Origin of the sequence: Sorangium sp. So ce302 (assembly GCF_051530145.1) — a bacterium.
Classification (GTDB): domain Bacteria; phylum Myxococcota_A; class Polyangia; order Polyangiales; family Polyangiaceae; genus Sorangium; species Sorangium cellulosum_B.
Genome location: NZ_CP150326.1, coordinates 4,637,904 through 4,650,219, shown reverse-complemented (window position 1 = coordinate 4,650,219; position 12,316 = coordinate 4,637,904). Strand labels below are relative to the sequence as shown.

The following is a 12,316-nucleotide window of genomic DNA, read 5'->3' as shown; positions in this document are numbered from 1 at the left end:
TCCGCGATGCGAAACAACGCTCCTGAGCGGCTCGTCGCGCGCTGTTCCACGTTCTCCACCCCTGCGCGTCCGGCCGGCGTGAGCCAGGGTGCTGCGCTGGCAGCCCGCCCGACCTCGGGCCGGTGGCTCACGGCGCGCGTCCTGCCGCTGCTCGCGGCCGCGGCGCTCGGCAGCGCGGCGCTGCTGTCGCCCGCGCCCGCGTCCGCGCAGTCGAAGATCGCCGTCGTCGACGTGCGCCGCGCCATGCTGGAGACCGAGGAAGGGCTCCGCGTCCAGGCGACGCTCAAGAAGCTGTTCGACAGCCGCCAGGTGGAGCTCGACACGAAGCGCCGCGCGCTCGACGACGAGCGGGACAAGCTCGACAAGGAGGCCCAGGCGGGCAAGACGCCGAAGGACGTCCTCCAGCGCAGGTTCGAGACCTGGCAGCGCCAGGCCGCCGAGTTCCAGGCAACGACGCTCGACGCCCAGCGCGAGATGCAGCGCAAGGAGAGCGAGCTCACGACGCCGATGCTGCAGAAGGTGCTCGGCCTCCTCCGGCGCCTCGCGGCGCAGGAGGGTTACGACCTCATCCTCGACAAGTCGGCCGTTCCCTACTACCGCGCCGATCTCGAGCTCACCGATCGCGCGATCCAGATGTACAACAGCGGGCAGGCCGGCGAGGCGCCGCCCGCGAAGGGCGCGCCCCCGGCCAAGGGCGCGCCGCCCGCCGCCCCGGCGAAGCCGGCCGCGCCCGCCAAGAAGTAGCCGCGCAGCGTACGTCACTCGCGGGGCGCTCGTGGCTCACGCCGCGCGGCGCGATATCCTCTGGGCGGGGGCACGGAGCGCGAACGGGCGCTGCGCGGCCACCTGGCACGGAGGTGGTTCGGTGGGCTCTTTTCTCGTCGGCCGGGGAGCGCGCCTCACGGCCTGCATCGGGCTCGGCGCCGCAGGCGCCCTGGCCGCTCCCGCCGCCTGCCTGTACCCCGAGTACACCTTCGATGAGCCCGAGCCTTCCGGCGGCACCGGGGCCATCAGCAGCTCCAGCGGGGACGGGGCGGAGGACTGCGCGAACGGCGCCGACGACGACGGCGACGGCCAGATCGACTGCGCCGATCCCGCGTGCGGCGATTTCGTGTGCACGGCGGCCGTGCCGGAGGGCTGGAGCGGCTACTTCGCGCTGTTCGACGGTGAGCCCGCGATGGACCCGGGCTGCCCAACCGAGTTCGCTGCGGGGCCGCCGTTCGTCGGAAACCGAAGCCTGTCCGCGCCGCCGGCGAGCTGCACGTGCTCGTGCGGTCCCGCGGAGGGGCAAGCCTGCGACCCGGTGGACGGGATCACGATCACCGTCGCGGACGCGCCTTGCGGGTCGGAGCCGCACTGCCTCTTCCCGCTCGCGACGCCCGGCTGGGCGGCCCAGGTGTGCAGGGGCCCCGACGGAGTCTTCAGCGACAGGCTGACCTGCGGGCCGAGCAGCAACGCGGAGTGCTCGGCGACCACCGGCGCACCGTGCGCCGTGTCGGTCAGCGTGAGCCCGCTCGCGGCCTCCGGCGGCGAGTGCGCGCCGAGCGCCGTGCAGGTGCAGAGGCCGGACCCGCGGTGGACACGCCTCGGCCGCGCGTGCGCCGCGGCCGAGCCGCTCGGCCGGGGCTGCAACCTCGGCCAGGTCTGCGCGCCGAAGCCGGCCGCGCCGTTCGAGGGCGGCCTCTGCATCGCCAGGGACGGCGACGCCGCCTGCCCGCCGGGCCCCTACACGGAGCGGCGCGTCTTCTTCACCGACATCGAGGACAGCCGCGGCTGCGACGACGACTGCGCGTGCGGCGCGCCGTCGGGCGGGACGTGCCCGACGACCGTCGCCCTCTACTCCGACGTGCAGCTGCACACCTGCGCGACGCAGGTGACGGAGCTGCCTGCGGGCAGCTGCGTGGACCTCGAGGACAACCCTTCCGTCGTGGGCCGCAAGGTGACGTCGCTCGGCGCGCCCACCGGCGGCGCGTGCCGGCCGAGCGGCGGCACGCCCAGCGGAGAGGCCCGCGGCGCGAGCCCGCGGACGTTCTGCTGCCGCACCTGATGCGCCCGCCGGCCCGGAGGGCGCCCCGCCTCAGAAGCTGCCGGTGACGCTGAGGCCCGCGAGGTCGGCGCCAGGCGCCTGCGGAAGGACCTCCGCGCGGCGGACGCCCGCGCGGGCGCGCCGCCCGGCCGCGGCAGCGGCTGCGCGGGCGCTCGCGTCCGGCTCGGCCACGGCCGCGCTGCCGCTCATCACGAGCAGCGTGATCCCCGCGGCGACGCCGACGGCACCGAGCCCGATCGCCGCCTCGGCGACGCCCGTGTAGAGCCGGCCTCGATCGGCGACGGGCCTGGCGGAAGGAGGGCAACTCCTGTCGCCGCCGCACAGCGCGTCGAGATCGCTCAGCGTGCCGGCGCGGAGGCCGAGGAAGACCCCACCCACGGCGCCGCTCGCGATCCCGGCGCCGAGCACGGCGAGGCCCGGCACCTTCGACGGACGCGTCGCCGGCAGGCGCGCCAGCGCGGCCCTCGGCGGCACCTCCGCGGGCGCGCGTCCCGGCGACGCGCTCGCCGACCGCGGCGCCGCCGACGGCTCGGCGATCGCGATCTCCACCGTCTTCGCGTCCCGCTCCGCGAGCGTGACGGTCTCCCGCGCCGCCTCGCGATCGCCGACCCAGGCCGAGACCACGTGGGGCCCTGGATCAACCGGGATGTCGGCGCTGATCTCCGAAGCGCCGAGCGCGGCGCCGTCGAGCAGGATCGTGGCGGTGAGCGCCCCCGCGCCCCGGCGGATCGCGAGCCTCGGGATGCGCGCCTCGAGGTCCTCGATCCGCGCGCCGACGTTCGCGCTGACGTCGTTCGCCCGGGGGTCCCCGTCGGCCGCGGCCGCGGCGATGCGGTAGTTGCCGAGCGCCGAGACGAGCTTGCCGAGCCGCGCCTCGCACTCCGCGATGTTGAACAGCACCTGCGGCGTCCGCCGCACGCTCGCGACCGCATGGAACTTCGCGAGCGCCGCGGCGCAGTGGTTCGCCGCGCTGAGCGCGACCCCCTCCTGGAAGAGCGCCCGCGCCTCCGCGAGCTCCTCCTTGGACTGTGCCCGCGCCGAGGGCGGCGCGATCAGCGCGGCGCCGAGCGCGGAGGCCGAGATGACCCGCCGCCAGCTGATCCTCCGAAGTCCGCGTCGCTCCATGCATCCCCCCTGGCGGGCACCGCGCCCCTCTTCGCGCTCGGCTCGGCTCGCCGACGTCCGCGCGCCGTTTACCCTACGCGCCGGCGGGGCCGCGTCCAGCGGCCCGGGGCGCCGGAGGCGCGCGCCGCGATCGGCCGCCAGGCCTGGATCGCCTCCTCCTGCGCCACAACGAAGTCGTGCGGATCGAAGCGCACGAAGTGCCCGGTGCGGAGGATCAGCTCGCGCTGGAGCAGCCGGCGCTCGCCCGGGGTGACCCGCCCCGTATCCAGCTCGTCGAGCACGACGTCGGGTGTGTAGGGGCGCCCGCGGCGGTAGCGCGCGCTCATGTCCCAGCCCTGGCAGCGCTCGCGCCAGAAGGCCCGCCAGCGCGCGGCGTCCACCGTGGGCTGCTCCGCCATCTCCGGCGCCGGCGCCTCGGGCAGGTCGTTGGGATCGCTGACCAGCTGCGCGAGCTTGAGCTCGCGAGGCTCGCCCACGTCGGGCTCGGGTGGATCGGCGACGAAGATCTCCTCGTCCTTCACCGCGACCTCCTCCCACATCCCCGCGCCGGTGATCCGCTCCAGCGCGTAGGCCGCGGCGAGCTTCACGTCCCCGTCCACGTCGCGCTCGAGCAGGTCGATGAGCAGCGGCACCGCGGCGGCCGCACCGGCCCAGCCCACGGCGAAGATCAGGCCGCGGCGCGGCGCCTCGGCGGTGCGCGAGGCGAGCAGCCGCGCGTCGGCGTCGTCGCCCGCGAGCGCGAGCAGGAGCGCCGCGGCGTCCGCGCCGTCGGCCTCGTCCAGCGCGCCGCGCAGCGCGAGCGGGGCGTGCGGGTGATCCGAGAGCGCCATGGCCGTCCAGGCGGCCTCGCGCAGCGCCGGGTCCTGCGCCGCGGTCGACGCGAGCGCCCGCTGGATCAGCTCGGGCAAGCGGGGGCCCGGCGTGCAGCCGAGGTGGTGGAGCGCGCACGCCGCCACGGGGGCCTCGTCGTCCGACGCTGCCGCGACGAGCTCGTCCTCGGTCGCGAAGCCGCGGTAGGCGAGCACGTCGATCGCCATCGCGCGGACCAGCGGCTCGGGCTCGCGGAGCAGGCTGCGGAGCGCGAGCGGCAGGAGCTCGTGCGGGACCAGCTTCAGGGCAGCGCCGAGCGCGTCGATGAACGCCCTGTCCTTGCCGCTCCGGAGCAGCGCGAGCTCGGCCGCGGCGAGCGCGTCGCGGCCGGCGAAGCAGCCGAGCACCATCGCGCTCGCGAACGCGACGCTCGCGTCCTTCACGGGCGCGTCGGCCACGAGCCGCGGCACGTGCTCGAGCGCCGGCGCCCCGATCGCCGCGATCACGTCGATGGCCGCGAGCATGCGCCGCTCGAGGATCAGCGCCCCGCGGAAGGGATCGCCGAGCAGCGGCGCCCGCTGCATGCCGACCATCGCGACCTCCTCGAAGCACTCGCGGGCGCGGGCGCGGAGGAAGGCGAGATCGTCGATCGCGTCGCCGATCTCAAGCGCGAAGCCCGGCGGCACGGGGCGCGCAGCTCCCTCGTCCGGGCGCGCCGCGGGCGGCCGCACCTCCGCCGCCGCGGGGAGCGCGCCGGGCGCGGGCGCCTGCTGCTTCAGCGCCTCGACGGCGGCCTCGAGCTCCTCGAACGTCCGCGGCCGCGGGATCGGCGGCGGGGGCTTCGCGACGAGCTCGGCCGGGGGCGGCTCCGGGACCTTGAGCAGCGGCGCGAGCGACGCCCGCTGGACCGCGTGCAACCGCGGCCGGTCGCGGCTCGCCAGGATCGGCGGCAGGTCGAGCGGCGGCGCCGGCGGCACGAGGGCGAGCCGCGCCGCCGCTTGCTCGAGCCAGCCGCGCGCGCCCCGGAGCAGCTCGTCCACCGCTGCGAAGCCGGCGTCGAGCCCGATCGCCTGCCCGATCCGCGCGGCGATCTCGTCGGTCTCCGCCAGGGCGGCGCGCACGGCGCCGAGGGGCTCGGCGCGGCCGTCGAAGGCGTCGTAGATCGCGCCGAGGGCGCGCTCCAGGGCGCGCGCGGGCCCGGTCAGGTCGGTCACGGGCTCGACGTCGTGCTCGAGCGACAGCGCCGCGCGGCGGAGCGCGGCGTGCGCGTTCTCGAGCTTGTCGTGGGCGAGCAGGTCCGTGCCGGCGGGCGCGGAGGGCTGCCCCTCCTGACCGCCGGGCGCGACGAAGGGCAGGTATGAGAAGGACACGCGCCATGAATACACCTGCGCGAAGGAGGCCCCAAGACGCGCGCTGAGGTAGCCTGGCCGGACGATGAAGGAACCTCCGCAGAGCGCGCAGGGCGTCGATGACGTCGTGGCGTACGCGACGCTCGCCGCCCGGCTCGCGGACCCGAGCGCCGACCGCGCGGCGCTCCTCGCGGCACACGGGCTCGACGAGGCCGGCTGGGAGGCGCTCGACGACGCCTGGCAGGCGCGGCTCTCCGAGGCGGACGACGACGACAGCGAGGAGGCGGGCGTGCCGCCGCTCGTCGTCGCTTTCGCCGAGACGTTCGCCAGGGTCCAGCGCGCCCGCTCGAAGGGCGAGCTGTCGTTCGAGCGTTTCCTCGAAGCGGCTCGCGCGATGAAGCGCGGCACCGACATGGCGACGGTGCTGAGCCGTCTGGATCTGACGCTCGAGGACTACCTGAGCGCGCAGCAGCGATGGACCGCGGCGATGCTCGAGGACGACGCGCTCATGGCGCGGTTTCAGCGGGCGATGAGGTAACCGGGACGGCCGCGAGGGGACATCGGCCGGGCCGCCGCGGCGCGCCGGCCGGCGGCGGCGAGGGGGTATGTTCGTGGACATGGTGGAGCGCGACGAGGAGGTCCGATCGATCCGGCTCGAGGAGCTCGCCGCCGTGGCCGGGGCCCTCGAGGCGGGCCTGCCGCGCGACGAGGTGCTCTCCGGCGCTGGGCTCTCGGCCGCCGCGTGGGAGGCGGCGCGGGAGCGGTGGATGTCCAGGCTCGCCGCGCAGGCCGCGCGCGGGCAGCTGCGATCGAGCCGCCGGTACATGGAGCTCGTCGCCGCGCACAAGCGCCGCGCCGAGGAGAAGGCGCGGGGCGCGCGCAGGAAGCTGGAAGGGCCGATGCCGGTGGCGCCTGCTGCGCGCATCGCCCCGCTGCAGGGGGCGCCTCTCGATGGGGCGACGCCGCCGCCCGCCACGGCCGTGGGCGCCGCAGCCGTGGGCGCCGCGGCCGTGGGCGACGAGGGGGCTGCGCGATCTCCCTGGGCCAGGCTGAATGCCGCCACGCCGCTGCCCGGAGTCGTGCAGCCTTCGCCGTTGCCGCCGGCCGTGCCTTCGCCGTTGCCGCCGGCCGTGCCTTCGCCGTCGCTGCTGCCGGCGGTGCCGTCGCCGTCGCCGCCCCTGCCAAGCCTGGAGCGGCCATCGACGGCGCCGCGAGCCCGCATGACGCTCCTCGGCACGACGCCCCTCCCGGGCCGGGATGCGCTGCCGTTCCGTCAAGACGTGTCCACCGCGCCCGCGGTCGAGGGGACGAGTGCGCCACCGGCAGACAGCCCGGAGATGGAGATGACGGCCATCGGCACGGTCGGCTCGCTGGGGGCCGACAGAGCCTTGCCCTTTTCCGGCACGGCCCCGTTACCTCCGCTCGATGCCGCTCTGCCCTTCTCGCGACCGGCCCCTGTGCCTCCGGCCGACAACGCATTGCCCTTCTCGCGACCGGCCCCTGCGCCTCCGGCCGACAACGCATTGCCCTTCTCGCGACCGGCCTCCTCGCCGCCCGCCGCCAATCCCCTGCCCTTCTCGCAACCGGCCCCTGCGCCGCCGGCCGACAACGCCTTGCCTTTCTCGCGACCGGCCTCCTCGCCGCCCGCCGCCAATCCCCTGCCCTTCTCGCAACCGGCCCCTGTGCCGCCGGCCGACAACGCCCTGCCTTTCTCGCGACCGGCCTCCTCGCCGCCCGCCGCCAATCCCCTGCCCTTCTCTCGCCCAGCCTCCTCGCCGCCCGTCGACAACGCCCTGCCGTTCTCGCGACCGACCCCCTCGCCGCCCGCCGACAACGCCCTGCCCTTCGCTCGTCCGGGCCAATCACCTGCGCCATCGAGGCCCGCCAGGGGGGAGATCGCTCCGCAACCGCCCCAGATCCCGACGGGGCGCTGGGCCCTGCCCTTCCTTCAGCCAAGCGCCGCCGAGCCGTCCGCGAGCCCGACGCCCGCGGAGCCCGCCGCGCAAGCGCACGCCGGCATGGAGGACGACGAGACGATGCGCCGCGTGGAGCGCATCTCCCTCGCGCGGTACGCGCGCCTGTGCGCCGACCTGCGCGACCATCCGAATCACATCCCGCAGATCCAGAGCCACTATGGGTTGACCCCGCAGAGCTGGGTCGCGCTGCACAGGATCTGGCATGAGCGCCTCGAGGCCGATCCGGCGCTCAAGGCGCAGTGGCAGGCGCTCATCGACCAGAGCGCCACGAGCTGAGGATACCCGCGATCGAGTCGGGCGCCGCTCAGCGCCGGCGTCAAGAGGTGCCGAGGCTCACCGCGCGCCGGATTTTGATTGACATCGGCCATGTGAACGTTCACATTTTACCCCCAGGGATATCCTTTCGCTTCGCCCTGGAAGCCTGCGCTCGGGACCTCGCCTGTACCAGTTCGGGGGCGAAGCGCCGCCCGAGCGGCCATGATCAAGGGCTCTGGACCAACAGGTAAGGTGAACATGCGTCGCTCACGTACATTGGCGAGATCGGCTTGTTGCGGGTTCGCGCTCACCTCGGTCGGGCTCGTCGCGAGCCCTTCCGCGCTGGCCGATTACCCCATCGCCTCACACCGCTACCTCGCCGACCCGGCCTCGCTGGTGCACGACGGGCGAGTCTACCTCTACGCCTCGAACGACGACGACAACGTCAAACAGGACGGCTCGGACGACGGCTACAAGATGGCCTCGTTCGTGGCGGTCTCGAGCAGCGACCTGAAGAACTGGACCGATCACGGTGAGGTGCTGCGCGTGCCCAGCGGCGCGTCCTGGGCGAGCTTCGCGTGGGCCCCGGCGGTCGTGGAGCGCAACGGCACCATCTACGTGTACTTCGGCAACAACGCGAACGGCATCGGCGTCGCCTCGAGCACCAGCCCGACCGGACCGTTCAAGGACGCGAAGGGCAGCGCCCTGGTGACCTCGAACACGCCCGGCGCCTCGGGCAACAACATGTGGCTCTTCGATCCGGGCGTCTTCGTCGACGACGACGGCCAGGCGTACCTCTACTTCGGCGGCAACGGCGAGCAGAACGCGCGCATCATCAAGCTGAATAACGACATGGTGAGCGTCTCGGGTTCGGCCATCGCGCTCACGGTCCCGTACTTCTTCGAGGCGTCCTGGATGCACAAGCGCAACGGCGTTTACTATCTGTCGTACTCGACAAACACCGCCAACGGCCTACGGATCGATTACCTCACGAGCACGAGCCCCACGTCCGGCTTCACCCACCGTGGCACGGCGGGGCCCCAGCCGCCGAAGAACAACAACAACAACCACGCGGCGATCTTCGAGTTTGGCGGCTCCTGGTATCACGCCTACCACAATCGCTCCGTCGCCACCGATGCCGGAGAGCCTACAACCTATCGCCGGAACATCGCGCTCGAGACGCTCACCTACAAAGACGACGGCTCGATCGTGCCGGTGACCTACACGACGGACGGGCTCAAGCAGCTCGCGAACCTCGACCCCTACGCGCGCGTCGAAGCCGAGACCTTCAACGCGCAGAGCGGCATCGAGACGGAGCGCTGCGAGGAGGGCGGGATGGACCTCTCGTTCATCAACAACGGAGACTGGGTGCGCCTCCGCGGGGTCGACTTCGGCGAAGGGGCGGAGAGCTTCAGCGCGCGCGTCGCGAGCGGCGCGGAGGGGGGCAGCATCGAGCTCCGCCTGGATGCGCGCGACGGCAAGCTCGTGGGCACCTGCGCGGTAGGGGCGACGGGGGGCTGGCAGAAGTGGAGCGACGTGTCGTGTGCGGTCGACGGCGCCACAGGCGTGCACGATCTCTATCTCGTCTTCACCGGCGGCGGGTCGAACCTCTTCAACATGAACTTCTGGCAGTTCTCGCCCGTCGGGGGCGAGGGCGCCGGCGGGGGTGGCACGGGGGGAAGCACGAGCGGCGGTGGCGACGGCAGCGTCAGCGGCGTCGGCGGCGGAAACGGCAGTGCCGTCAGCGTCGGCTCCGGCTCCGGCTCCGGAGGAGCGCCCTCGACGGGTACGGCCACGGGTGGGGGATCCCCCAGCTCAACGTCGGCCGCCCAGGCGTCGTCGGGGGGCACATCCGGCGGGGAGTCGGGCGATCCGGCTGGTTGTAGCTGTCGCGCGGCGAGCCGCGCGCCGTCCGGAGGTGCCCTCGCGCTGACAGCGCTGCTCGCGGCGTCCCTGGGGCTCCGGCAGCGCGGCCGGAGGGGGCGTCGTCCGGGAGTGACGAGCTGAATCGGTAACCCAGGCGGCGATGGGCACATCGCCGCCGGCGCGTGGGGTCAGCCCTCTTCGGGTCCGGGCCCGATCTCCGAAAACCAGTCGTCGAGGCCGGCGAGCGTCCTGGCCCAGGCCACGAGCGCGGCTTCACCTCCCAGACGCAGGAGGAGCGTGTCCAGGCACGCGCCGTTGTCATAACGTCGATCGTACGTGAAGAGAGGCGTGATCTCGGCGATCGTGGGGCGCCAGTTCTCGGGCGAGGCGCGCTGCCGCCACACGTCGCACAAGCTCTCCACCGACATCCAGGGGAACATGCTGCAGAGCGAGTCGTCGGACTCTTCGGGCGGCTCGCGGAGCGCCTCCTTTACCGTCTCGGCGACGGCGGTGGACAAGCTCTCCCTCGCTTCCAGGGAGAGCGACGGGAACACAGACGCCCACGCGGACAGCCTGTTCGATGCGCGGGCAGCGCCACGCACGAGCTCCGCGAAGCGAGCCGCGTGCCCCTCGCTCTTCAGCGCCTTCCCTACCATCTCAAGCATTCCAGATGGTTCCTCGTCTTCCAGATCCGGACGCACGAGGCGCTCCACGTCGGCAAACGAGCCCAGAACGAGCGCGATCTCCAACTCGGCCTGATGTCGGTCGTCGTCCCCTTCCATCGCGGCGCAAAAGCTGGTCGCAAGGTCCCTGTCGCCGAGCTTCACTGCACGGAGGGAGAGCGCCGCGAGCGCGTCGTCAATCCGAGAGCCCATGCACGGCAACATCTTCTGGTGAATGTACCGGAGCTCCTCCAGCGTCGCCGATTCCGCCCAGTTCTCGATGGCGCGGCCCTCGCCGCGAAAGGTCTCTGGCGGCTCCGAGAAGAACATGCGTGCCAGCTCCGCTCGGACGTCCGCTGTAACGAAGGAGACGAGCTCGGAGGCGACGTAGTTGCGGTCGGAGACGTCCGTCCGCTCTCTCACCTCCGCGAGGGGAGCATCCTGCACCTCGGCCGCGAGCCACGGAGGCAGCTGCCCGCAGCGGAGCGGCCCGAGCGAATCCGCGGATCCTCGCGACTCGCCTTGCCAGCGACGGACGAGCGCTCGGGCCTCCTCGGGAGCGAGCCGGTTCCATTCACTCTCGGGAACATGAAAGAGAAAGCGCTGCGCTGTGAGCGGAAATCGTTCGGAGGACAGCAGCCATCCCATGGCTCGCTGAACGATCGCGCTCGCTCCAGCCGAGGTCCCCAGGAGCCGCTCCGTCAAGACTTCAAGGCGATCTCCGAGCTTTGGCAGGCTGGAGATCTGCTCATCCACGTCGTCGAGTCGCTCGGCGCGGCGCTCCTCGGGGTAGAGCGGCGCCAGCAGGGCAGCCCAGAACGCACGGCGCTCTGGATGGAGCCCAGCAAGGCGCCTGGCCGCCAGCAGCAGAACCTCCTCCCGCGCGGGGAAGCGCAGCCGCTCGGCGATCCGCCGGAGCGCACCGATCACGAGCGCTTTCACGACACGGCGCCATTTCAGCTCGCCCAATACGAAGCCTCTGCGGTCTCGCTCGTGCGCCGAACGCGTTGCGCTCGCGCCGGACGCCGCGATCCCTTCAACGGCGCGGTCGGCTTCGCGCAGCAACGGCGTCGGCCACAGAGCGTCCGCCTCGGACACGGCGGGCCGGACCGCCCGCCACAGCCGCACCCTATCGTTCTCGCTCAGCGGCTTGGCGAGCTCGATGCCCGCGTCCGGCCGAAAGATCCCTTCGTGGATGGCGCCGGCGATCATCTCCGGGAGCGCGTGCACGAGCGACGTGATGAGCTGCTCGAAGATCGTACGCAGCCGCAGCGCCTGCACCATGCAAGGGCCGCGCGCGGCTTCCGACGTCGCCTCGCCGAACGCCACGTGGCTTCGCCGCCACGCGGCCACGACGAGCGCTCGAAACCCGAACGCACCGCCATCCAGGGGTTCCCAGGCGGCTCGCATCGGCTCTGCGATCACGCGATCGAGCTCTTCCACCGTGGCATCGTGTCGCAAGAGCCGCATCGACCCATACCGAATGGCGTAATCCGCTCGTGAAATGGAAGCGCCGCCCCCTTCGGAGCGACCATCAAGGGTCGCCCGAATATATGAGGTCAAGAGCGCCCGCCCGCGCGCATCGCTCAGATCGCCCAATCGCGCCGCGAGATCTTGCACGAGAGCTCGATGATGAAACGCGGTGCCATACACCGTGCGACAGAGCCATGGATCGAGCGCACGCAAGGTGGCACCCACCCGGGCCTCGGCCCGATCGCCGCCCACGATCTGGACCAGCTCCGCTTCTGCTATCGGCCCGCTGGCAGCGCTCAACACGCCTACGGTATCTGCGTCGACATCACCGGGCAACGCCGCCACGGAGCGCTCCGACGGCATCTCCAGGACGACGTCCGACCAGCCGTCCAACCAATGAAGGGCCTCACCCCATCGGGCGGCCGTGACACCGGGGTCGTTGTCCGCAGACACCCACACCCGGACGTTCCCGGGCAGCCCTGCTGACCATCCGATGCGCGACCATACCGCCGGATCATCGTTCTCGTGGGCACCGTCGAGGACGAGCAGCAGTGGCATCTCGGGGTTGTCGTCACCGTCGAGGATCGGTCGGATGTCATCTGCCACGCGCGGGGCGAGCGCGCGCTCGGATGCCTTCCTGGAGGTCAATGCTCCGAGCCGCGCATGGAGCGCGGCGACCCATATCGAGGGATCCGCCATGCCGCCGTGGACCGAGATCGGGATGAACGCCACGCGGGCCAGCCCTCGCCGCGT

Annotated in this window: 8 protein-coding genes; 5 read left to right on the top strand and 3 right to left on the bottom strand. The window is 73.0% G+C overall.

Annotated features, from left to right (window positions below):
* Positions 1–6: 6 nt before the first annotated feature.
* The gene (locus WME73_RS17630) at positions 7–744 is read left to right on the top strand and encodes an OmpH family outer membrane protein (RefSeq protein ID WP_437916426.1); all 738 of its coding nucleotides are present in this window, start codon (positions 7–9) and stop codon (positions 742–744) included.
* A 121-nt stretch (positions 745–865) separates the two neighbouring features.
* Positions 866–2,047 carry a hypothetical protein gene (locus tag WME73_RS17625; protein WP_437916425.1) on the top strand — a complete coding sequence of 394 codons (1,182 nt, stop codon included), beginning with the start codon at positions 866–868 and terminating at the stop codon, positions 2,045–2,047.
* 30 nt (positions 2,048–2,077) lie between these two features.
* On the opposite strand, the gene WME73_RS17620 is transcribed toward WME73_RS17625, so the two are convergent.
* Both WME73_RS17620 and WME73_RS17615 read right to left on the bottom strand, forming a co-directional pair.
* The gene (locus tag WME73_RS17620) at positions 2,078–3,172 is read right to left on the bottom strand and encodes a PEGA domain-containing protein (RefSeq protein ID WP_437916424.1); all 1,095 of its coding nucleotides are present in this window, start codon (positions 3,170–3,172) and stop codon (positions 2,078–2,080) included.
* Positions 3,173–3,240: 68 nt separating this feature from the next.
* The gene (locus WME73_RS17615; protein ID WP_437916423.1) at positions 3,241–5,352 is read right to left on the bottom strand and encodes a hypothetical protein; all 2,112 of its coding nucleotides are present in this window, start codon (positions 5,350–5,352) and stop codon (positions 3,241–3,243) included.
* Positions 5,353–5,416: 64 nt separating this feature from the next.
* On the opposite strand from WME73_RS17615, the gene WME73_RS17610 reads away from it, so the two are divergent.
* The 3 genes from WME73_RS17610 to WME73_RS17600 all read left to right on the top strand — a co-directional run bounded on the left by WME73_RS17610 (position 5,417) and on the right by WME73_RS17600 (position 9,569).
* Positions 5,417–5,869 (top strand): hypothetical protein, encoded by a 453-nt coding sequence (locus tag WME73_RS17610; RefSeq protein WP_437746606.1) that lies wholly within the window; start codon positions 5,417–5,419, stop codon positions 5,867–5,869.
* Between the two features lie 73 nt (positions 5,870–5,942).
* On the top strand, positions 5,943–7,583 hold the full coding sequence (locus WME73_RS17605; protein WP_437916422.1) for a hypothetical protein: 1,641 nt from the start codon (positions 5,943–5,945) through the stop codon (positions 7,581–7,583).
* Between the two features lie 237 nt (positions 7,584–7,820).
* Positions 7,821–9,569, top strand: a complete 1,749-nt coding sequence (locus WME73_RS17600) for a glycoside hydrolase family 43 protein (RefSeq protein ID WP_437746604.1) — start codon at positions 7,821–7,823, stop codon at positions 9,567–9,569.
* A gap of 47 nt (positions 9,570–9,616) precedes the next feature.
* Here the strand turns inward: WME73_RS17600 and WME73_RS17595 are convergent, their stop codons facing one another.
* The gene (locus WME73_RS17595) at positions 9,617–12,295 is read right to left on the bottom strand and encodes a hypothetical protein (RefSeq protein ID WP_437916421.1); all 2,679 of its coding nucleotides are present in this window, start codon (positions 12,293–12,295) and stop codon (positions 9,617–9,619) included.
* Between the last annotated feature and the right edge of the window lie 21 nt (positions 12,296–12,316).